The organism is Microbispora oryzae, from assembly GCF_017896165.1.
GTDB classification, from domain to species: Bacteria; Actinomycetota; Actinomycetes; order Streptosporangiales; family Streptosporangiaceae; genus Microbispora; species Microbispora oryzae.
Genome location: NZ_JAFCNB010000001.1, coordinates 554453 through 575913 on the forward strand (window position 1 = coordinate 554453; position 21461 = coordinate 575913).

The following is a 21461-nucleotide window of genomic DNA, read 5'->3' on the forward strand; positions in this document are numbered from 1 at the left end:
CTCAGATGTACCGGCCTTTCAACGAGCCGTCCGGCGCGGCCAGGAACAGCGTGGCGTTGCCCATGTCCTCGACGACCGCGAGGTCCTTCTCCGCCGGGTCGTCGGCGTCGCTCACGACCGCCGCCGCCTCCAGCGACGCCGCCCCGCTGGAGACGGCCATCGCGACCGCGACCTGCAGAGCCGTCAGCTCCAGCGAGGGAAGCGCGACCCCGGCCGCCGCGTACGTCCGGCCGGTCTCGTCGCGTACGGCCGCGCCCTCCGGCGAACCGTTGCGGGCGCGGGCCGACCGGGCCAGCGTGATGATCTTTTGGTCCTCGGGGTCCAGGGCATGTGTCACGGCTCAAGGGTACCGACCTCGCGGGTCACCAGATCCGCGAGCGCACGGGTGCGGGCTGCGTCCGGCTCGGCCAGCCCCGCGTGCAGGATCGTGACGAGCGCGTCGCCGGAACGGGCCACCACGAGCCGCATCTCGTACGGGTAGCCGCCCATCCGCCCCACGAGGCCGCGGGCGGCCGACTCGTCCGCCGTCACCGGCAGGGACAGGTCATGGGCCGTCAGGCGGTCGGCTCCGGCCGCGGTGCCTCGGTCGACGGCGCGGCAGCGGTCCAGCGCCTCCCTCAGCCGGAGGAACGGCCCCGCGGCCGTGCCACCCGCGTATCTCGCCAGCCCCACCCCGGCGACCTCGCCGACGTGCGGGCCGTCGAACGCGGCCGAGGCCGTGGTGAGGAGCCCGTCGCGGGGCGGCCGGCCCGACACGGCGTCGAAGACCGTCCGGCAGGCGCGGCTGCGCGGGCGGAACGGCGGACGCCACGGCGTTCTCGCCCGGGTGGAGAAGCCGTCGGGCAGATCGTCGAGGCGGGTCAGCACGGCCGCGAGACGGACGGCGGGCGTTCCGGCCCGGACCGCCGCCCCATACCGCGGGCCGCCCGGCTCACTCCGCGGCTCACTCCGCGGCTCGCTCCGTGACTCCCCCTGCGACTCCCCCTGTGATGCCACGGCCGGACCGCCGGGATCGGCCGGGACGGCGTAGATCGTGAGCGCGCCGCCACAGCCCGCCGCTGTCAGGAACAGGCCGCACACCGCGGCCAGGATGATCCGCATCTCCACCCCGTCTCCCCCTGTCGGGGCCTCGCTCGCCAATGCGAGGCGGGCTCGGGGCGGCCTCCGGAAACGGCGTGGGGGGCGCCTCGTCGCCGGAATCTTCCTTCCCCGGAAACAATCCGGGCAATCACTTTACGTAGTCGCCGTCGCGGGGCCCCCGGCCCCACCCGAGAGGGCCCCGCGACGACTCCACATCCCCCAAGAGCGGCCGGCGCGCCGCGAACCCCTCCCGGCGCCCCGGTCTCCCCTCTGCGGCGCCCGGACCCCTCCTGGACGCCTGAACCGAGAATGGCCGGGAGGGCTTGCAGATCACTTGACGCGGGCTTGCACCCGTTCAGTCCCGGTCGGCGGTCACCGGGACCGCCTCTCCGTCCTCGGACGACGGCTCCGCGCGGCGCACCACGACGGTGCTGATCCGGTTGCGGCGGCCCGCGAGGTTCTCCGCGGTGAGGCGCAGGCCCCCGACGACCGCCTCGGATCCGGCGATCGGCACCCGGCCCAGGGCGTGGGCGAGCAGCCCGCTCACGGTGTCCACGTCGTCGACCTCGATCTCGGTGTCGAACAGCTCGCCCAGCTCGTCGACGGGCAGCCGGGCGGTGACCCGGGCGGAGCCGTCGCCGAGCCACTCGATCCTGGGGGCCTCCTGGTCGTACTCGTCGGCGATCTCCCCGACGATCTCCTCGATCACGTCCTCGATCGTCACCAGCCCCGCCGTGCCGCCGTACTCGTCGATCACGATCGCGAGGTGAGTCTGCCGCGCCTGCATCTCGCGCAGCAGCTCGTCGATGGGCTTGCTCTCCGGCACGTACGCCGCGGGGCGCATGAGCTCCTCGACCCGGGCCGAGTCGTCGCCCGTGTCCCGCGTCCGCCGGACGATGTCCTTGAGGTAGGCGATGCCGATGACGTCGTCCTCGTTCTCGCCCACCACGGGGATGCGGGAGAAGCCGCTGCGCAGGGCCAGCGAGAGCGCCTGGCCGAGGTTCTTGCCCCGTTCGATGAAGACCATCTCGGTCCGGGGCACCATGACCTCGCGGACCAGGGTGTCGCCCAGCTCGAAGACCGAGTGGATCATCTCGCGCTCGTCGGGTTCGATCACCCGGCGCTGCTCGGCCAGGTCGACGAGGTCGCGCAGCTCGGCCTCGGAGGTGAACGGCCCCTCCCGGAAGCCCCGTCCGGGGGTGAGCGCGTTGCCCAGCAGGATCAGCAGCTTGGGCAGCGGCCCGAAGATCCTGGTCAGGCCGTACACGACGGGGGCGGCGGCCAGCGCGATCGGCTCGGCGTGCTGGCGGCCGAGCGTGCGCGGCGAGACGCCGACGATCACGTAGCTCACCAGGATCATCACGACGGCCGCCACCGCGTACGCCTGGCCGTGGTCGCCGAGCCAGTCGACGAACAGCAGCGTGGCGATGACCGTGGCCACCAGCTCGCAGCTCAGCCGGAGCAGGAGCAGCAGGTTGAGGTAGCGCGGCGGGTCGGCGACGATCGCCTGGAGCCGCACGGCCCCGCGCCTGCCCTCCTTGACGAACTCCTCGGCCCGCACCCGCGAGATGCGGGTGAGCGCGGTCTCGGCACTCGCGAGCAGGCCGCCGACCCCGATCAGGACGACGGCTGACAGCAGCCAGCCGTTGTTCACGGCTTCCGCCGCACCTCCCGCCACTCCTTCAGCAGCTGGTCCTGCAGGCCGAACATCCTGGCGTGCTCCTCGGGCTCGGCGTGGTCGTAGCCCAGCAGGTGGAGGATGCCGTGGGTGCACAGCAGTTCGAGCTCGTCCTGCGCGGCGTGCCCGGCCTCGGCCGCCTGCTTGGCCGCGACCTGCGGGCACAGCACCACGTCGCCGAGCAGCGCGGGATCGGGGGTCGGGTCCTCGTCGCGGCCGCCCGTGTTGGGCCGCAGCTCGTCCATGGGGAAGGCCAGCACGTCCGTCGGCCCGGGCTCGCCCATCCACTGCTCGTGCAGCTCGGCCATGGCCGCCTCGTCGACCACCAGGATCGACAGCTCGGCCAGCGGGTTGATCTCCATCCGGCCCAGGACATGCCCCGCGAGCTCGACGAGCATCGACTCGTCGAGCTCGACGCCGGACTCGTTGGCCACCTCGATGCTCATTGGGCCTCCTCGCCCGGAACGATCACATGCGGGCTCATCGCCGGCCCCGCTGGCGTTTGGCGATCGCGCGCGGCTCGGACGCCATCGCGGCGTCGTAGCGGCCGTACGCGTCGACGATGTCGCTCACCAGCCGGTGACGGACGACGTCGGCGCTGGTGAGACGGCTGAAGTGGATGTCGTCGATGCCGTCGAGGATGGTCTGGACGACCTTCAGGCCGCTCTCCTGCCCGCCAGGCAGGTCGATCTGGGTCACGTCGCCGGTCACCACGATCTTGGAGTTGAACCCCAGCCGGGTGAGGAACATCTTCATCTGCTCGGGGGAGGTGTTCTGCGCCTCGTCCAGGATGATGAAGGCGTCGTTCAGCGTGCGCCCGCGCATGTAGGCGAGCGGCGCGACCTCGATCGTCCCCGCGGACATGAGGCGCGGGATCGACTCGGGGTCGAGCATGTCGTGCAGCGCGTCGTACAGGGGACGCAGGTACGGGTCGATCTTCTCGTAGAGCGTGCCGGGCAGGAACCCGAGCCGCTCACCGGCCTCGACGGCGGGCCGGGTCAGGATGATCCGGTTGACCTGCTTGTTCTGCAGCGCCTTCACGGCCTTGGCCATCGCCAGGTAGGTCTTGCCGGTGCCCGCGGGGCCGATGCCGAAGACGACGGTGTGCCGGTCGATCGCGTCGACGTACCGCTTCTGGTTGAGGGTCTTGGGACGGATGGTCCGGCCGCGCGAGGACAGGATGTCCAGGGAGAGGACCTCGGCGGGCCGGTCCTTCGCCATCCGCAGCATGTGGATGCTGCGTTCGACGGCGTCGGGCGTCAGCTCCGCCCCCGAGCCGACCAGCTCCACCAGCTCCTCGAAGAGACGTACGACGACGCCGCTCTCCTCAGGGGACCCGGTGATCGTGATCTCGTTGCCGCGCACGTGGATGTCGGCGCTGAAGGCGTTCTCGATGACCCGCAGGAGCTCGTCACGCGATCCCAGGAGGCTGACCATGGGACGCCCCTCGGGAATGACTACCTTCGCCTGGGTCTTGTTGGTGTGCTGTGACTCGGACATGGGCGGCCGTACGGCCCGATCGCCTCCCTAAAGGTTCCCTCTCATGCTAGCCGGTCAGCCGGGAGGCCAGGAGAGGCTCCGGCCGCCGATGACATGGGCGTGAACATGGAAGACCGTCTGCCCCGCACCCGGCCCGGTGTTCAGCACCACGCGGTATCCGTCCCCGGCCACGCCCTCCTGCACGGCCACCGCGTGGCACGCCGTGAGCAGGTCGTCGGCGAGGCCGTCGTCGGCCGCGGCGAGCGCCGCGGCGTTCTCGTAGTGCGCGCGGGGGACGACGAGGACGTGCGTCGGGGCCTGGGGGTTGATGTCGCGGAACGCCAGCGCCCGTCCGGTCTCCAGGACGACGTCCGCCGGCACCTCCTTGGCCACGATCTTGCAGAACAGGCAGTCGTTCACGAGCGAAAGACTAGCCGTTGCCGATCGGTGATGACGCTAATGATCCCGCGGGCTAATGTGAATGTGCGAGACTGCACCCGAAACCACCCCCAATGCCGGGCGAGGACACCACTGGGCCATGCCCCCAAATGATTCGGAAGAACGTAAACCCCCCGGGAATGGCGAGCGTCCAATAGATGTGACCACCGAGACCCTCGTGGCCGACAGGTCGTTGGGGACGGTGCCCGTCGGGTGGGATGCCGACATGGCCGTTACGGCGCTGTACAGCGCCCACTATCGGTCACTCGTGCGTCTCGCGGTGCTGCTGGTCCGCGATATGGCCAGCGCCGAGGAGGTCGTTCAGGACGCGTTCGTCGCCATTCACGGCGCCTGGCGCAGGCTGAGGGACACCGACAAGGCACTGGCCTATCTACGCCAGTCGGTCGTCAACCGCTCGCGTTCCGTGCTGCGGCACCGCGCGGTCGTCGAGAAGTACGCCCCCAAGGGCCTTCCCGACGCGCCGAGCGCGGAGAACGGCGCGATCGGCGAGCTTGAGCGCTCGGCCGTGATCGAGGCGCTGCGCGGACTGCCTGCCCGCCAGCGCGAGGCGCTGGTGCTGCGGTATTACGGTGACCTGTCGGAGGCCGAGATCGCGCATGCGATGGGCATCAGCAAGGGCGCCGTGAAAAGTCACACGGCACGCGGCATGGCCGCGCTACGAATGGCACTGGAGCAGTTCTCATGACCTTCCCCCCCGACGACGAGTACGGCGACCTGCTGCGCCGTGCGCTGCGCGCGGAGGCGGACTCGGTCGTGCCGTCTCCGGACGGTCTGGACGTCATCCGCCGCCGTATCGACGAGCGCGGGACCCGGGGCCTGCGCGGCTTCCGCAACCTCGGGTGGTGGCGGATCGGAGCCTCTGCCGCCGGCGCGGTCCTGGTCGCCGGCGCCGTGGTGCTGCTCGTGCCCGACCTGCGCGACCAGGTGGCCGAGAGCACCGGCATCACCGCGGCCGGCGCCGACCGCGACCAGGAGCAGGACACCTCGACCGTCACGCGCCCGCCCAACGCCCTTCCGCCGCTGCCCACCGTGCCCGCGCAGAGCCCCGCCCACAGTGAGCATCCCTCGCCGTCGGTCACTCCCCACCGGCCGGGACCGCCGCAGAAGCCGTCGCCGTCGCCGTCCGCGGCCAACCCCTGCGCCACCCCGGCCCCGCGCAACGGAATCGTCGAACCCGACCCGACGCTGCCGGCGACCTGCCCGCCCGCCCAGGCCCAGCAGCCCGCGGCGCCCGGCACCCTCTACACGCCGAAGCCGAAGCCGAGGCCGTCCGCGTCGCCGGTGCCGTCCGCGAGCCCGTCGCCGAGCCCCACCCCCACGCCCAGCGGCACGAACTCGGGCGCCCCGCTGAGCGACACGGTGGTCTCGACTCCCTCGTCCTAGCCCTGCCCTGGCCCTGTCCTGGTCGTGTCCGAGCCGGGCCGGGCGGAGGGCCGGCCTCCTCTCACCCCACTCGCGGGATTACCAGCGTCCGCAGCGCGACAGCAGCACCGCCGCCGCGGCCACTCCCGCCGTCGAGGTGCGCAGCACCGTCGGGCCGAGCAGGGCCGGTACGGCTCCCGCGTCCCGCAGCCCCGCCACCTCGTCGTCCGTCAGCCCTCCCTCGGGGCCGACCACCACCACGATGTCGCCGGCGTCGGGGATCGTGAGGCCGCTCAGCGGCTCGGCCGCCTCCTCGTGCAGGACGACGGCCAGCGCCGCACCCGAGACCAGCGAACGGACCCCGGCCGTGGTCACCTGCTCCGTGACGTCGGGCAGGTGGAAGCGCCGCGCCTGCTTGGCCGCCTCCCGGGCCGTGCCGCGCCACCGGCCGAGCGACTTGGCCGCCCGGTCGCCACGCCACTGGGTGACACAGCGAGCGGCCGCCCAGGGGACGACGACGTCCACCCCGGCCTCGGTCATCATCTCCACGGCCAGCTCCCCCCGGTCGCCCTTGGGGATGCCCTGGACCACGACCAGCCGCGGGCTGGGCCGCGCCACCTCGAACCTGCGCAGCACCTCGGCGGTGATCGAGTCCTTCCCGGCCGCGGCGACGACGCACTCCGCGACCCGGCCGGCGCCGTCGGTCAGGTCGACCCGCTCCCCCGGCCGCAGCCTGCGGACGGCGGCCGCGTGCCGCCCCTCGGGTCCGTCCAGGACGGGCCGGTCCGCCGCGAGCACGGCCGCGTCGGCGAGGAACACGGGTACGCTCACGCGCCGGAGCCCCTCAGCGGCCGTTGAAGGCGTCGCGCAGGCGCGAGAAGAAGCCCTGCTGGCCCGGTGAGAACCGGCCCGGCGGCCGCTCCTCGCCGCGCAGCTTGGACAGCTCCCTGAGCAGCTCCTCCTGCTGCGGGTCGAGCTTGACCGGCGTCTCCACGTTGACGTGGATGAGCAGGTCACCCCGGCCGCTCTCGTTGAGCCGCTGCACGCCCTTGCTGTAGAGGGGGATGACCTGGCCCGCCTGGGTGCCGGGCCGGATGTCGATCTCCTCGGTGCCGTCGAGGGTGTCGATGGAGATCGTCGTGCCGAGGGCGGCGGCCGTCATGGGGATGTGCACCGTGCAGTGCAGGTCGTCGCCGTGCCGCTCGAAGATCTGGTGCGGCCGCTCGACGATCTCCAGGAACAGGTCGCCGGGAGGGCCTCCGCCGGGGCCGATCTCACCCTCGCCGGCCAGCTGGATGTGGGTGCCGTCCTCGACACCGGCCGGGATCCTGACCTTGATGGTGCGCCGGGTCCTGACCCGTCCCTCACCCGAGCACTCCATGCACGGGTGACGGATGACGCTGCCGTAGCCGCCGCACTGGGGGCACGGGCGGGAGGTCATGACCTGGCCCAGGAACGACCGGGTCACCTGGGAGACCTCGCCCCGGCCGTGGCACATGTCACAGGTGTCGGGGTGGGTGCCGGCCGCCGCGCCGGAGCCCTTGCAGACCTCGCACAGCACGGCGGTGTCGACGACGATCTCACGGGTGGTGCCGAACGCCGACTCGGCCAGGTCGAGCTCGACCCGGATAGTGGCGTTGCGGCCACGCCTGGCCCGCGACCTCGGGCCCCTGGCCCCGCCTCCGGCCGCCCCGAAGAAGGCGTCCATGATGTCGCTGAACGGGAAGCCCGCGCCGAAGCCGGCCCCCGCTCCCGCGCCCGCGCCGCCGAAGGGGTCGCCGCCCAGGTCGTACGTCCGGCGCTTGTTCGCGTCGGAGAGCACCTCGTACGCCTGGGTGATCTCCTTGAACCGCTCCTGGGTCTCGGGATCGGGGTTGACGTCCGGATGCAGCTCTCTGGCCAGTCGGCGGTACGCCTTCTTGATCTCTTCCTGGCTGGCGTCGCGTCGTACGCCGAGGGTGGCGTAGTAGTCGTTGGACACTTATGATCCCGCCAGGATCTGGCCGACGTAACGCGCCACCGCGCGCACCGCACCCATCGTCACCGGATAGTCCATTCGTGTCGGGCCCAGCACTCCGAGCCGGGCCAGTTCTCTGTCGCCGGAACCGTACCCCGCCGCGACGATGGACGTGCCGCGGAGCCCGCTGTAGGGATTCTCCGAGCCGATCCGCACGGTCAGCTCGGACATGCCATGGGTCTCGCCCAGCAGCCGGATGAGGACGACCTGTTCCTCCAGGGCCTCCAGCACGCCGCGCAGTCCCACGCTGAAGTCGGCGCCCGCCAGGTTGGCCGTGCCGCCGAAGGCGATCTTCTCCTCGTGCCGCTCGACCAGCGTCTCGAGCAACACGGAGAGGATCGTGGCGGCCACCTGCCGGTCCTCCTGCGGAAGCCGTTCCGGCAGGTCCGCGATCGTGTCGGGCACGTTCGACAGGCCACAGCCGTCCAGGCATCCGTTGAGGACGCCGCGCAGGTTGGCGATCCGGTCGTCGGCCACGTCCTCCGGGAGGTCGACCACCCGCTGCTCGACCCGGCCGGTGTTGGTGATCAACACCAGCATCACCCGGCGGTCCGACAGCGGGACGATCTCCACATGCCGCACCGACGACCTGGTCAGCGACGGGTACTGGACGACGGCCACCTGCCGGGTGAGCTGCGCGAGCAGCCGCACGGTGCGCATGACGATCTCGTCGAGGTCGACGGCCCCGGCGAGGAACGTCTCGATGGCCCTGCGCTCCGCCGAGGACAGCGGCTTGATCTGCGAGAGCCTGTCGACGAAGAGCCGGTAGCCCTTGTCGGTGGGGACCCGACCGGCGCTGGTGTGGGGCTGGGCGATGTACCCCTGCTCCTCCAGCGCCGCCATGTCGTTGCGAATCGTCGCGGGGGAGACGCCGAGGTTGTGCCTGTCCGCGAGAGCCTTCGAGCCGACCGGCTCGTTGGTGGACACGTAGTCCTCGACAATGGCGCGGAGCACTGCCAGCTTGCGGTCGTCGAGCAAAGTGTCACCTCCCTCGTGCCTGGGAAACACTCACTCTGGCACTCTGTGTTCCCGAGTGCCAAGTGTACGGCCACCACCCCACGTCGTGCGATAACGCGAGGACAGCAGGGACAAGCGGACTGCAAACGGCCGGCAAGTGTCGTACATCAATGTCCTTCCCATGACCGACGATTTCCACCCGGGGGCCGGGTGCTTGACCGTAGGGGCGGCGCGGCCGGTCCGTACGGGGCTCCCCCCTGTCGGCGCGCGGGTCCGCGTGAGCGTCCCCCCGGACGCCCCCGTGCATGTCCCCGTGCAGGTCCGCGTGCGTGTTCCCGTGCATGTCCCCGTGCAGGTCCCCATGAACGTCCCCGATGTCGCGGCGAGCGCCACGGCGCGTGTCCCGGCGGCCTCGCGCGCGGCCGGCCCGGCCCGCCCCAGGCTGGTGTGGGTGTTCCTCGCCTGGCTGCTGTTCCCGGTGCTGCTGGTGGCCGGCGTCGGCGGCGCGGCCGCTGACCCGCTCTCCGGCGGCCGCGACCTCGTCCCGGCCACGCCGTTCTCCAGCGGGCAGACCATGACCGCCGGCCTCGGGCCCGGAGACCGTCCCGCCGTCTACGCCGCCGCCGAACGGCCCACCGACGTGCGCTGCGAGGCCGCGGACGACGCCGGACGGCCGGTCCGGCTGGCCAGGCCGACGGCCGCCCACACGATCTCCGACGGGGGCACGCGGTGGGACCTGCTCTTCGTGATGAGCCCTCCGGCGGCGGGCGTCTACCAGGTCACCTGCGACGGTGAGGACGTCACATTCGGGGTGGGCAGGGCGCCGGCGACGGGCGCGGGCGATCTCGCCGACGGCCTCGCGACCGGCGGCGTCACGGCGCCGGCCCTGCCGCTCGTCGGATTCCTCTCCGCCGTGCTCGTGACGATCGTCGTGCTGGTCCGGCGCCGGGCCGCGACCTGATCGGCGCCCGATCCGCGCCCGGTCGCATGCTGATCACCATGCTGATCGCTATGTTGATCGCTATGTTGATCGCCTCCTGATCCGCCGGGGCGGGGGCTCGTTTTGCTAGCGTTCCCGGCATGTACGAGCGGGACGTGCTATCCGGAGACTGGCGGCGGCCCCGGCGGGGCCTGATTCCCGAGATCGCCGCCGAGCCCGGCCTCGTCGTCGAGGACGGGGAGGCCCGGTTCTGCGGCGCCGTGGTGGCCTGCGACAAGGACGGCGTGACCCTGGAGGACAGGTTCGGGCGGCGGCGGATCTTCCCGCTCACGCCCGCCGGGTTCCTCCTCGACGGCGAGCCCGTCACGCTCGTCCGGCCCGCCGCCGGGCCCAGGGGGCCCCTGCGCAGCGCCTCCGGCTCCATCGCCGTCGAGGGTTTGCGCGCCCAGGTCGCCCGCGGGAGCCGGATCTACGTCGAGGGCGTCCACGACGCGGCGCTGGTGGAACGGATCTGGGGCCACGACCTGCGGGTCGAGGGCGTCGTCGTCGAATACCTGGAGGGCGTCGACGACCTCCCGGCGATCGTCGAGGAGTTCGCCCCGGAGCCGGGCAGGCGGCTCGGCGTCCTCGTCGACCACCTCGTGCCGGGATCCAAGGAGAGCCGCATCGCCGCCCGCGTGACGGGCGATCACGTGCTCGTGGTCGGCCACCCGTACGTGGACATCTGGCAGGCCGTGAAACCGGCCGCCCTCGGCATCCCGGCCTGGCCCTCCGTGCCGCGCGGCGTCCCGTGGAAAGAGGGGGTCGTCGCCGCGCTCGGGTGGCGGATGGATCCGCAGGAGGCGTGGCGCCACATCCTCGGCCGGGTCACGACGTTCACCGACCTGGAGCCCGAGCTGCTCGGCCGGGTGGAGGAGCTGATCGACTTCGTGACCGAGCCGGGCGGCTGAGCTACGTCAGGTCGCGCACCAGGGCGTCGGCGAGGAGCCGGCCGCGCAGCGTCAGCACCGCCCGGCCCGCCTTGAACGCGTCCACCTCAAGCAGCCCGTCCGCGAGCGCGCGGGCGCACGCCGTACGGGCGCGGGGGGCCAGCTCGGCCAGCGGGAAACCGGAGACGAGGCGGAGCTCCAGCATGACGCGCTCCACCGCCCGGTCGTCGTCGGTCAGCTCCTCCCTGGCGTGGCCGGGCGACGTCCCGGCCGCCAGGCGCCCGGCGTACGCCGCCGGATGCTTGACGTTCCACCAGCGGGTGCCCCCGACGTGGCTGTGCGCCCCCGGCCCGGCGCCCCACCAGTCGCCGCCGGTCCAGTAGAGCAGGTTGTGGCGGCACCGGGCCTCGTCGTCCCTGGCCCAGTTGGAGACCTCGTACCAGCTCAGGCCGGCGGCGGCCAGCGCCCGCTCCGCGATGAGATAGCGGTCGGCGGCGACGTCCTCGTCCGGCATGGGCAGCTCGCCCCGTCGGATGCGCGCCGCCAGACGGGTGCCGTCCTCGACGATCAGCGAATACGCCGAGACGTGATCGGGCTCCGCCGCGAGCGCGGCCTCCAGCGAGGCCCGCCAGTCGTCGTCGGACTCCCCCGGCGTCCCGTAGATCAGGTCCAGGTTGATGTGGTCGAACCCGGCCGCGCGCGCCTCGCGGACGGCCCGCGCCGCCCGGCCGGGCGTGTGCCTGCGGTCGAGGACGGTGAGCACGTGCTCCCTGGCGCTCTGCATGCCGAAGCTGACCCGGGTGAAGCCGCCCTCCCGCAACGCCTCCAGATATGCCTGGTCGACGGACTCGGGGTTGGCCTCCGTCGTCACCTCGGCGCCCGGCCGCAGCCCGAACTCCTTGTCGATCTCCCGCAGGACGCGGACGAGGTCGGCCGCGGGCAGCAGCGTGGGGGTGCCGCCGCCGAAGAACACGGTCTCCACGGGCAGCGCGGCGTCTCCCAGCACCCGCCGGGCCAGCCGTATCTCCTCGGCGACCGTGCCGGCGTAGTCGCGCCGCGAGACGCCCGGACCCAGCTCCTCGGCGGTGTAGGTGTTGAAGTCGCAGTAACCGCAGCGGCTCGCGCAGTACGGCACATGCACGTAGAAGCCGAACGGCCGGGAGCCGAGCCCGGCGAGCGCGCTGGGCGGCAGTTCGCCGGAGGCGGGGACGGGATCGCCGTCGGGAAGCACGGAAGGCACGCCTCCCAGTCTGCCGCCCGCGGCGGAGCGGTCGGTCCCCCGGAGCCCGGCCGGCTCCCCCGTGGGCACGCCGGGCCGGCCGTCCGGCGATCAGGCGAGGACGCGGCGCGCGACGTGCTCCCATTGCTCGGAGCGACCGGGCACGGCGAGCAGCCGCCGCATCAGGTCCCGGTCACCGTGGTGGGCGCGGAACGCCTCACCGATCGTCACGCCCTCAGAGGGGCGCTCCACCACCTCGATGCCGTCGCCCGCGCCGAGGTCGCCCCGCTCGACCACGCGGAAGTACGCCCCGGTGCGGCCGGCCTGGGTGAAGCGCTTGACCCAGCCCCGCTCGTCGAGCCAGTTGCGGAACACCACGCAGGGGACGCGGGGGGCGGTCACCTCCAGCAGGGCCGTGCCGATCCGCCACTTCTCGCCGAGGAGCGCGTTCGCGAGATCGGCGCCCTCGGTCGTGAGGTTCTCCCCGAACTGGCCGTCCCGCAGGGTCCGGCCCATCTGGGGCTCCCACCAGTCGTAATCTTCCCTGGCATACGCGTAGACCGCCTGGTCGGGGTGGCCGTGGTGGGCGACGTCGGCGCGCTCGTCGCCCGCCAGGCCGTTGTCCCGCACCGCGACCCGCCCCTCGGCGGGCCGCTTGTCGATGGCCGTACGGCCCAGCTTGCCCGCCCACTCGGCGTCCCGGATCATGCCCACGTTGACGGAGAGGATCCTCATGAACAGAAAGTAACCGACCGTGCGCGCGGATGGGATGAGGACCGCTACTTCCTGCCCTTGTCCACGGAGGGCGACTCGGTGGAGAGGGCGGCGACGAAGGCCTCCTGGGGCACCTCCACCCGGCCGACCATCTTCATCCGCTTCTTGCCCTCCTTCTGCTTCTCCAGCAGCTTGCGCTTACGGCTGATGTCACCGCCGTAACACTTGGCGAGGACGTCCTTGCGGATGGCCCGGATGTTCTCCCTGGCTATCACCCGGGCGCCGATGGCCGCCTGGATGGGCACCTCGAACTGCTGCCTCGGGATGAGCTCCTTGAGCTTCTTGGCCATCTCCACGCCGTACGCGTAGGCCTTCTCGCGGTGCACGATCGCGCTGAACGCGTCGACTGTCTCGCCCTGCAGCAGGATGTCGACCTTCACCAGGTCGGCGTCCTGCTCGCCGGACGGCTCGTAGTCGAGGGAGGCGTAGCCGCGGGTCCTCGACTTGAGCTGGTCGAAGAAGTCGAAGATGATCTCGCCGAGCGGCAGGGCGTAGCGGATCTCGACCCGGTCCTCGGACAGGTAGTCCATGCCCTGCAGCTGCCCGCGGCGGCCCTGGCACAGCTCCATGATCGCGCCGATGAACTCGGCGGGCGCCAGCACGGTCGCCTTGACCGTGGGCTCGTAGATCTCCGCGATCTTGCCCGCCGGGAACTCCGACGGGTTGGTGACCACGACCTCCCGCCCGTCCTCCATCACCACGCGGTAGATGACGTTCGGCGAGGTGGAGATCAGCGACAGGTTGAACTCCCGCTCCAGCCGCTCGCGGACGATCTCCATGTGCAGCAGGCCGAGGAAGCCGCAGCGGAAGCCGAAGCCGAGCGCGGCGGACGTCTCCGGCTCGTAGACCAGCGCGGCGTCGTTGAGCCGCAGCTTGTCGAGCGCCTCGCGCAGCTCGGGGTAGTCGTCGCCGTCGATCGGATAGAGGCCCGAGTAGACCATCGGCTTGGGATGCTCGTAACCGCCCAGCGGCTCGGCGGCCGGCTTGCCCGAGTTGGTCACGGTGTCGCCGACCCGCGACTGGCGCACGTCCTTCACGCCGGTGATCAGGTAGCCCACCTCGCCGACGCCCAGCCCCCGCTCGGACGGCATGGCCTCCGGCGAGATGACCCCGATCTCCAGCAGCTCGTGCTGGGCGCCGGTGGACATCATGAGCACGCGCTCGCGCTTGGACAGGTGCCCGTCGACGACCCGGACGTACGTCACCACGCCCCGGTAGGTGTCGTACACGGAGTCGAAGATCAGGGCGCGGGCGGGCACGTCGGCGTTCCCGACCGGCGGCGGCACGTGTGCCACGACGTGGTCGAGCAACTCGCGGACACCCACGCCGGTCTTGCCCGAGACGCGCAGCACGTCGCCGGGGTCGCAGCCGATCAGGCCGGCGATCTCCTCGGCGTACTTGTCGGGCTGCGCCGCGGGCAGGTCGATCTTGTTGAGGACCGGGATGATGTGCAGGTCCGCGTTCATGGCCAGGTAGAGGTTGGCCAGCGTCTGCGCCTCGATCCCCTGGGCCGCGTCGACGAGCAGGATCGCGCCCTCGCACGCCTCCAGCGACCGGGACACCTCGTAGGTGAAGTCGACGTGTCCCGGGGTGTCGATCATGTTGAGGACGTGGCCGTCCCACGGGAGGCGGACCGCCTGGGACTTGATGGTGATGCCGCGTTCCCGCTCGATGTCCATGCGGTCGAGGTACTGCGCGCGCATGGACCTCTCGTCCACCACGCCCGTGAGCTGGAGCATCCGGTCGGCGAGGGTGGACTTGCCATGGTCGATGTGCGCGATGATGCAGAAGTTGCGGATCAACGCGGGGTCGGTCTGGCCAGGCTGGGTACGCACCGAGGTCCGTTTCGACAAAGAGTGGGAAAGCTGCCGGTCGGTCGGGCCGCCTCGCCGCCGCTCGGCGGGCCCTCCCGTCAAGGGCTGGCGGACCAGCCACCCTCCATGGTGGCATGCCCGGGTGCTTGCCATGACCACCCGCCGCCTTCTGCGGCGGACCTGCCTGATCGCTGCCGTGATCGCGGCCGTCCCGGTCCTGCTCCTGCTGGCCGCCGGCGTCGCCCTGCGGGCGCAGTACGCCGGCACTCCGGCGCCCTGGACGGGGACCACCGGCCACGACGCCCTCTGGATGGGCCACGCCTGGGTCGACGGCCGTCAAACGGCCGCCGACGTCGACGCGCTCGCCGCACGGATCCGGTCGGGCGGCATCCGGGACGTCTACGTGCACAGCGGGCCCTTCAAGTACGACGGGACACTGCCGCCCGATCGCTACCCCAACGCCGGAAATTTCCTGAAATGGTGGCGTGAGCGGCTGCCGGGCGTACGAGTGTCGGCCTGGCTGGGCCAGACGGTGAACGACAACGGGCGACATCACCTCGACCTGTCCGATCCGGCGGTCCGGGCGAGGATCGTGGCGGGCGCCAGGGCCCTGACCGGCCTGGGGTTCGACGGCATCCACTACGACTTCGAGCCCGTCCCCGACGGCGACCCGGCGCTGCCGTCCGTGCTCCGCGAGACGAGGCGGGCCATCGGCGGGCGGCTGCTGTCGGTGTCCACCCAGCAGATCGAGCCGATCTCCGGCGCCCGTTTCCCGCTGCGTCTGGCCATCGGCCACGACAAATACTGGACCCCGGCGTACTTCCGTCAGATCACCGACCTCACCGACCAGGTCGCGATCATGACGTACGACTCGCTGACCCCGCTCGGATCCCTGTACGGCGGCCATGTGGCCCGGCAGGCGGAACTCGGGCTGGGCCTCGTACCGGAGAACAAGACCCTGCTCGTCGGCGCCCCCGCCTATCACGATCACAGCGTGCCCTTCAGCGACCGCGCCGAGAGCGTCGCGGCCGCCGCCGAGGGCACCCGGCTCGCCCTCACCCGTCACGGCCCCAGGACCAACGTCGGTCTCGCCCTGTACGTCGACTTCGCCGCCACGGAGGAGGACTGGAAGGAGTATGAGACGAGCTGGGTGCGTCCGGAGAGGAATGCGGGCTCGCCCGACGGTTCCGGGGTAACATGAGCTGCACGGGCGACAGCCTGCCGGTTTGCGATTTGAGCGACGCCGCCGGCTGTTGGTATCCTGTTCAACTGCGTGTGGCGCGCCCTCTCACCAGCCCGCGCGCCCCATCCGACCAAGACGTAACTGAGGCTTCTTCGTGGCGAACATCAAGTCCCAGATCAAGCGGAACCGGCAGAACGAGAAGCGCCGGCTGCGTAACAAGGCCGTCAAGTCGTCCCTGAAGACCGCTGTCCGCAAGTTCCGCGAGGCGGCCGACCAGGGCAATGTCGACGAGACGCTCGCGGCGCTGAAGGCCGCGTCCCGGCAGCTCGACAAGGCTGTCAGCAAGGGCGTGATTCACAAGAACCAGGCCGCCAACCGGAAGTCGGCGATCGCCAAGCGCGCCGCCGCCCTCCAGACCGCAGGCAAGTAAGTCCCGCGGGGGCTTTCCACGCCGCATCTCCCCAACGGGAGGTGCGGCGTTTTTCACGCGTATGGACGCATCTTTACGCGTATGGACCCATCGGGGTCGCATCGGTCCGGGCTCGCGATAGTGCGGCCCGCCGCCGGGCCGACAGGCGCACGGAGTGAAGCCGGCTGGGGCGGGCCACCCGTTCGACGTCAGCGGCCGGTCCGGCTGGCCACGATGACCTGGACGGCCCGCTCCATGGCGTAGGCGGGATCGGCGCCGCCGCCCTTCACCTGTTCGTCGGCGGTGGCGACCGCCTGCACCGCAGCGGAGATCCCCTCCGGTCCCCATCCGGCGAGCTGGCGCCTGACCCGGTCGACCTTCCACGGCGGCAGGCCGACATGGGCGGCGAGCTGCCCCCCGCGCAGGCTTCGCGGAGCGCCGCCGACCTTGGCGAGCGAGCGCAGGCCACCGGCCAGGGCGCTCACGATCAGCACCGGCGCGACCCCGGTGGCCAGGGCCCAGCGGAGCTGTTCGAGCGCCTCCCCCAGCTTCCCCTCGATCGCGAGGTCGGCGATCGTGAAGCCGCTCACCTCGGCCCGCCCCCGGTAGTAGCGGGCCACGGCGGCCTCGTCGACCGTCTTGCCCGTCGTGTCGAAGGCGAGCTGGCCGCACGCGGCGGCCAGTTCACGCAGGTCGCTTCCCACGGCCTCGAGCAGCGCCTGGGCCGCGGCGGGTGAGATCGTGCGGCCCTCGCGCCTGAACTCGGCCCTGATGAAATCGAGCCGCTCCCCCGCCTTCGTCGGCTTGGTGATTGTGATCACCTCGGCCCCGGCCTTCTTCACCCCTTCGACCAGCGCCTTCCCCTTCACGCCGCCCGGGTGGGAGAGCACGAGGACGGCGTCGTCCGCCGGGTGGGCCGCATAGGCCAGCACCTCGGCGACGACGTCCTTCGGCAGGTCCTGCGCCGACCGGACCACGATGACGGAACGGTCGCCGAAGAGCGACGGCGACGTCAGCCGCGTCAGCTCGCCCGGCTCGACCTTGCCTCCCACCAGATCGTGGCGCTCGGCCTCGGGATCGACCTCCCGGACGGCCGACACGACGGACGAAACGGCCCGGTCCGCCAGGAACTCCTCGTCGCCGACGACCAGGGTCACGGGTGCTGGGTTCGCCATGTCACGCAGCATGCCACGCCGCCGCGCAGGTGGCATCCCGTGCCCGGCGGTCACGGCGGGCGGGCGGTCCGGGAGACCTCCCGGGGAGTGGCTCGCGGGGCACCGCTAGAGACACCGGCGGAGACACGGCCGGAAACATGGCCGGAGACGCGGCCGGAGACACGGCCGGAAACACCGGCGGAGACACCGCGGGGCACGACGGCGAGGTGGCCGCCGGCGGATACGACGGCGAGGTCTCCCGACTGGTCGGTGCGGTAGGCCCGCATGCCGAGCCAGGCCAGGCGCCGTAGCGTCAGTGGGGCCGGGTGACCGTAGTCGTTGACCGCGCCGACGCTGATCAGGGCGGCCCGGGCGTGGGTGGCGGCGAGGAAGGCCGGATCCTGCCGGGACGAGCCGTGGTGCGGCACCTTGAGCACGTCGACCTGCGGCACGCCGCGCCGGAGCAGGTCGGCCTGTGCTTCGTTCTCAAGGTCGCCGGCCAGGAGGACGGACCCCAGGAGCCGGCCGTCGCCGGAGAGCCACCGGGCGAGCAGCACGACGCTGCCGTTGTTGGCCATGGCCCCCTCGCTGCCTCCTTCAGGCCGGGCGTCCACGGGCGGGGCGAGCACCGTGAGCTCCAGCGGGCCGAAACGCCAGCTCGCGCCGGGCGGCGTCACCCACTCGGGGACGCCGCGGGCCCGGAGTTCGCGGGAGACCCGGGCCGCCTCGTCCAGGGGCACCCGTTCGGGGCTCACGACGACCGCGCCGGCGGTCCGTCCGCGCAGCACGCCCGTCAGTCCGCCGACGTGGTCGAGGTGCGGGTGGGTCAGCACCACCAGGGGCACCTGCCGCACGCCAAGGTCACGGAGGCAGCGGTCGGTGGGGCCGGGCTCGGGGCCGGCGTCGACTACGACCGCCCGGCCGGGCCCCGCCGCCATCGCGAGCGCGTCTCCCTGACCGACGTCGCAGGCCACCAGCACCCAGCCGGGTGGCGGCCAGGGTGCGGCGACCCGGCTGGTGACGAGGAACGCGACCAGCGCGCCGATCGCCAGCGCCCCCGCCACGCGACGCCCGCCCCGGGTCCGCAGCACCATCCAGGTCACTGCCGCCGTCCCGGCCAGGAGGGCGATCCCAGCCGCCCCACCGGGCCAGGCGACCGCCGCGAAGGGCAGGCCCGCGGCGCGTTCCGCGACGCCGATGATCCATCCGACCGCCAGCCCCGCCGGCCGTACGATCATCTGGGCCAGCGCCGAGCTCACCGGAGCGACAACGGCGGCTATGAAGCCGAGAACGGTCGCGGGGGCCACCGCCGGCTCCGCCAGCAGGTTGGCCGGGATGGCCACCAGGTCGAGACGTCCGGACATCGTCAGCAGCAGCGGGGTGACCGCGATCTGGGCGGCGGCGGGGACCGCCAGCGCCTCGGCGAGCAGCCGGGGCATCCGTCTCGCCAGCCGGTCGCGCCAGCGGGGGGCGAGCAGCAGGATCCCGCCCGTCGCGAACACCGACAGCGCGAAGCCGTACTGCCGGGCCAGTCCCGGATCGAAGAGCAGCAGCCCGAGAACGGCGGCCGCCAGGGCGGCGAGGCCGTCGCGGGACCGGCCGGTTCCGAGAGCGAGGGCGGCCACCGTCCCCATGACCAGCGCGCGAAGCACGCTCGGCGACGGCCTCGCGACGACGGCGAACGCGACCATGGCCGCTATCATCACGATGGCCCGCAGGCGCAGGGACAGCCCCGTGAGGCGGGCCAGCACGAGCGCCGCCGCGGCGACGACGCTGAGATTGGTCCCGGAGACCGCCGTCAAATGGCTCAGCCCGGCCGTGGTGAAGTCGCGGGCGAGGTCTCGGTCCATCCTCGACACGTCGCCGACGACCAGGCCGGGCAGCAGCCCTCGCTGGTCCGGCGGCAGGACGTCGCAGGCCGCGCGCAGCCCCGCCCGGAGGATGCCCGCCACCCGTTGCGCGGGTGACGGCCCGGACAGTCGTCCGGGAGGCCCGCGCACGAACATGACGGCCGCCAGCAGCTCCCCCGGATCGCCTTCGGCCAGCCGCCCGCTGACGCGTATTCGCTCGCTGGGCAGCAGATCGGCCCACCCGTCGCCTGAGCCGAGCAACAGGACCGGGACGTCCACGGTGAGGCGGGCCTGCCCTGTGGTGACCGCGACCATCCGGGCCGGCACGACGGCGGTGTCAGCGCGGGCGGCGCCGCCGCGGTGCGGGCGGATCTTGGGATCGTCCGTCACGACCGCCTCCGCCGTCACCACCGCCCCACGGGCGGCCAGTCCGGGCACGGGGCCGGCCGTCACGCCGTACACCTTCACCGCCGTGACCGCCGCTGTGCCGGCCACGGCGACCAGCGCGGCGGTCACCACTGTGGTGGCCGGGGCGGAACCGAGGCGGCGGCGAACCACCAGGGCGGCGAGCCCGGCGGCGACCGCGATTGCCGCCCCCGCCGTCGCTGGACACCCGAGCAGCACCAGTGCGGCCAGCCACGCCGCCACGGCCGGAGCCACCAGCGCCGGAGAGAATCCCCCGGATGCCACGTCATCAGCCGCCGCGGTATCGCCCCCCTGCTCCACCGAACGTGACGCGCCCGAACCCGACGCGGCCAAACGTGACGCGCCCGAACCCGACGCGGCCGTACCCGACGCGGCCGAACGTGAGCCGGCCGAACGTGAGCCGGCCGAACGTGAGCCGGCCGAACGTGAGCCGGCCGGACGTGAGCCGGCCGGACGTGGCGACGCCGTCATACGACGACCTTGTCGCGGAGCTCTTCCAGCCTTCTGGCCCCGATGCCGGAGACATCGCCGAGCTGGTCGACGCTGGCGAACCCGCCGTGCGCGTCCCGATACCCGACGATCCGCTGCGCGAGCACCTCACCCACCCCCGGAAGGGTGTCGAGCTGCTCGACCGTGGCCGTGTTGAGGTTCAGCGGCTCACCCGCGCCAGGCACGGCGGCGCCGCCCTGCGCCCCCACGGTAGCCTGCCCCCGCCCGCCCACGGCGATCTGCTCGCCGTCGACCAGGCGGCGCGCCAGGTTGACGCCGCCTGGATCGGCGCCCGCCCGCACGCCTCCCGCCGCCTGGATCGCGTCGACGACACGTGACCCGGCGGCCAGGGTGAGCACCCCCGGCCGTCTCACCTTGCCGGACACGTACACGACCACCCGGGAGACCGCGGACGGCGGCGACGAGGGCCCGGCCGGAGTGAGCGGGGAGGCCGGGGAGACCAGGGAAGGAGCCACCCCGGCCGGGATGGGAGGCGCGGCGACCGGTTCCGCCTCCGGCCGCGACCGCCAGGCGAGGAATCCCGCCGCCGATGCGGCGAGGAGCCCGGCGACGACCAGCACCCGCAGTCCTGGCCCACCCGGATCGAGCCGGGGCAGCGTCCGGTCCGCTGCCGCCCGCACGAGATCCACTCGCACCCCCGCGAGATCCGCGGCCTTCTCCGCCCACGCCCGCGGCGAGGCCGCGACGCCCGGCCGGTCAGGATCCGCCGCCGGTTCCGCCAGGGCGCCGAACGACGGCGGCGGACCCGGCGAAACCGGCGTGGAACGCAGCCGGGCCGCGGGCGGCAGTTCCGCCGGGCACAACAGGCGGCGCAGCCGCTCCTGCGTCGTCGCCTGCCAGGTTTGCCGTTCCTTGCTTCGCACCCCGCAGACGCTAGGCGCCGCCCGTGCGGCCGGTGCCAGCCGAATGGCGTTCTGTGGAAACAGCGCGAGAAGCAGAGGAAGGAGTCATGCATCCCTGGAATCCGATGGCCCGGCCTTGTACTGTGCGGCCGGTCGTCCAGGGTTCTACGCCGGGCCGAATCCTTGGCCAATCATTGCCCAGGACCCCGAACTGGTTGGAGCTCTAGTTGAGGGTTTCCCTGGCCTCTGCCGGTCACAGTCGGTAACGTATCGAACACATGATCGGACCGATGGCGGAGAGGAGGTGCCTCTGTGACGGCGGCTCACAACTCCGGCGTGGTCGGCTCGAGTGCTGATGTGGACGGCGGCGCGATGCCCG

Annotated in this window: 21 protein-coding genes; 6 read left to right on the forward strand and 15 right to left on the reverse strand. The window is 72.4% G+C overall.

Features of this window, described 5'->3' with window-relative positions; translation table 11 throughout:
- Position 1 precedes the first annotated feature (1 nt).
- The 6 genes from JOL79_RS02560 to JOL79_RS02585 form a co-directional block, all read right to left on the reverse strand.
- Positions 2 to 337, reverse strand: coding sequence for a cytidine deaminase-like protein (locus JOL79_RS02560; RefSeq protein WP_210153944.1), 336 nt, complete (start codon positions 335 to 337; stop codon positions 2 to 4).
- Positions 334 to 1107, reverse strand: a complete 774-nt coding sequence (locus JOL79_RS02565; protein WP_210153945.1) for a hypothetical protein — start codon at positions 1105 to 1107, stop codon at positions 334 to 336. Before JOL79_RS02565 ends, JOL79_RS02560 begins: the two co-directional genes overlap by 4 nt.
- Before the next feature lie 328 nt (positions 1108 to 1435).
- Positions 1436 to 2734 carry a hemolysin family protein gene (locus tag JOL79_RS02570; protein ID WP_307848265.1) on the reverse strand — a complete coding sequence of 433 codons (1299 nt, stop codon included), beginning with the start codon at positions 2732 to 2734 and terminating at the stop codon, positions 1436 to 1438.
- Positions 2731 to 3204, reverse strand: a complete 474-nt coding sequence (gene ybeY / locus JOL79_RS02575) for an rRNA maturation RNase YbeY (protein WP_210153947.1) — start codon at positions 3202 to 3204, stop codon at positions 2731 to 2733. The genes JOL79_RS02570 and ybeY overlap by 4 nt, the downstream gene beginning before the upstream one ends.
- Before the next feature lie 34 nt (positions 3205 to 3238).
- Positions 3239 to 4258, reverse strand: coding sequence for a PhoH family protein (locus JOL79_RS02580; protein WP_210153948.1), 1020 nt, complete (start codon positions 4256 to 4258; stop codon positions 3239 to 3241).
- Positions 4259 to 4312: 54 nt separating this feature from the next.
- A complete protein-coding gene (locus JOL79_RS02585) occupies positions 4313 to 4657 on the reverse strand; it encodes a histidine triad nucleotide-binding protein (protein ID WP_210153949.1) in 345 nt (114 codons plus the stop codon).
- A gap of 244 nt (positions 4658 to 4901) precedes the next feature.
- Between JOL79_RS02585 and JOL79_RS02590 the strand changes: the two genes are divergently transcribed.
- Together JOL79_RS02590 and JOL79_RS02595 are read left to right on the forward strand one after the other, a co-directional pair.
- Positions 4902 to 5381: a SigE family RNA polymerase sigma factor gene (locus JOL79_RS02590; protein WP_210154192.1), complete on the forward strand. Its 480-nt coding sequence runs from the start codon at positions 4902 to 4904 to the stop codon at positions 5379 to 5381.
- The gene (locus tag JOL79_RS02595; RefSeq protein WP_210153950.1) at positions 5378 to 6079 is read left to right on the forward strand and encodes a hypothetical protein; all 702 of its coding nucleotides are present in this window, start codon (positions 5378 to 5380) and stop codon (positions 6077 to 6079) included. The genes JOL79_RS02590 and JOL79_RS02595 overlap by 4 nt, the downstream gene beginning before the upstream one ends.
- 78 nt (positions 6080 to 6157) lie before the next feature.
- Here JOL79_RS02595 and JOL79_RS02600 read toward each other — a convergent pair whose 3' ends face one another.
- Genes JOL79_RS02600 through hrcA form a run of 3 tightly spaced genes read right to left on the reverse strand, consistent with a single transcriptional unit; the run spans position 6158 to position 9053 of the window.
- On the reverse strand, positions 6158 to 6889 hold the full coding sequence (locus JOL79_RS02600; RefSeq protein ID WP_210153951.1) for a 16S rRNA (uracil(1498)-N(3))-methyltransferase: 732 nt from the start codon (positions 6887 to 6889) through the stop codon (positions 6158 to 6160).
- 13 nt (positions 6890 to 6902) lie between these two features.
- Positions 6903 to 8039, reverse strand: a complete 1137-nt coding sequence (gene dnaJ / locus JOL79_RS02605) for a molecular chaperone DnaJ (RefSeq protein WP_210153952.1) — start codon at positions 8037 to 8039, stop codon at positions 6903 to 6905.
- The gene (hrcA, locus tag JOL79_RS02610) at positions 8040 to 9053 is read right to left on the reverse strand and encodes a heat-inducible transcriptional repressor HrcA (RefSeq protein WP_210153953.1); all 1014 of its coding nucleotides are present in this window, start codon (positions 9051 to 9053) and stop codon (positions 8040 to 8042) included. It abuts the gene before it with no gap.
- 340 nt (positions 9054 to 9393) lie between these two features.
- Here hrcA and JOL79_RS02615 point away from each other — a divergent pair, with 340 nt between their 5' ends.
- The gene (locus tag JOL79_RS02615; RefSeq protein ID WP_210153954.1) at positions 9394 to 9993 is read left to right on the forward strand and encodes a hypothetical protein; all 600 of its coding nucleotides are present in this window, start codon (positions 9394 to 9396) and stop codon (positions 9991 to 9993) included.
- 119 nt (positions 9994 to 10112) lie between these two features.
- Entirely contained in the window at positions 10113 to 10922 is an 810-nt protein-coding gene (locus JOL79_RS02620; RefSeq protein ID WP_210153955.1) for a DUF3097 domain-containing protein, read from the forward strand.
- A gap of 1 nt (position 10923) precedes the next feature.
- On the opposite strand, the gene hemW is transcribed toward JOL79_RS02620, so the two are convergent.
- From hemW to lepA, 3 genes are all read right to left on the reverse strand, one after another.
- A complete protein-coding gene (gene hemW, locus JOL79_RS02625) occupies positions 10924 to 12141 on the reverse strand; it encodes a radical SAM family heme chaperone HemW (RefSeq protein WP_210153956.1) in 1218 nt (405 codons plus the stop codon).
- 90 nt (positions 12142 to 12231) lie between these two features.
- Positions 12232 to 12855, reverse strand: a complete 624-nt coding sequence (locus JOL79_RS02630) for an MOSC domain-containing protein (RefSeq protein ID WP_210153957.1) — start codon at positions 12853 to 12855, stop codon at positions 12232 to 12234.
- 44 nt (positions 12856 to 12899) lie between these two features.
- Positions 12900 to 14729: a translation elongation factor 4 gene (gene lepA, locus JOL79_RS02635; RefSeq protein ID WP_307848266.1), complete on the reverse strand. Its 1830-nt coding sequence runs from the start codon at positions 14727 to 14729 to the stop codon at positions 12900 to 12902.
- Positions 14730 to 14859: 130 nt separating this feature from the next.
- On the opposite strand from lepA, the gene JOL79_RS02640 reads away from it, so the two are divergent.
- On the forward strand, positions 14860 to 15909 hold the full coding sequence (locus tag JOL79_RS02640; protein WP_210153959.1) for a glycoside hydrolase family 18 protein: 1050 nt from the start codon (positions 14860 to 14862) through the stop codon (positions 15907 to 15909).
- Between the two features lie 136 nt (positions 15910 to 16045).
- Entirely contained in the window at positions 16046 to 16321 is a 276-nt protein-coding gene (gene rpsT / locus JOL79_RS02645; protein WP_210153960.1) for a 30S ribosomal protein S20, read from the forward strand.
- A gap of 188 nt (positions 16322 to 16509) precedes the next feature.
- Here the strand turns inward: rpsT and holA are convergent, their stop codons facing one another.
- From holA to JOL79_RS02660, 3 genes are all read right to left on the reverse strand, one after another.
- On the reverse strand, positions 16510 to 17475 hold the full coding sequence (holA, locus tag JOL79_RS02650) for a DNA polymerase III subunit delta (protein ID WP_230984025.1): 966 nt from the start codon (positions 17473 to 17475) through the stop codon (positions 16510 to 16512).
- Between the two features lie 50 nt (positions 17476 to 17525).
- Entirely contained in the window at positions 17526 to 19994 is a 2469-nt protein-coding gene (locus tag JOL79_RS02655) for a ComEC/Rec2 family competence protein (RefSeq protein WP_307848267.1), read from the reverse strand.
- 203 nt (positions 19995 to 20197) lie between these two features.
- Positions 20198 to 21103, reverse strand: a complete 906-nt coding sequence (locus tag JOL79_RS02660; RefSeq protein WP_307848268.1) for a ComEA family DNA-binding protein — start codon at positions 21101 to 21103, stop codon at positions 20198 to 20200.
- Positions 21104 to 21461: the final 358 nt, after the last annotated feature.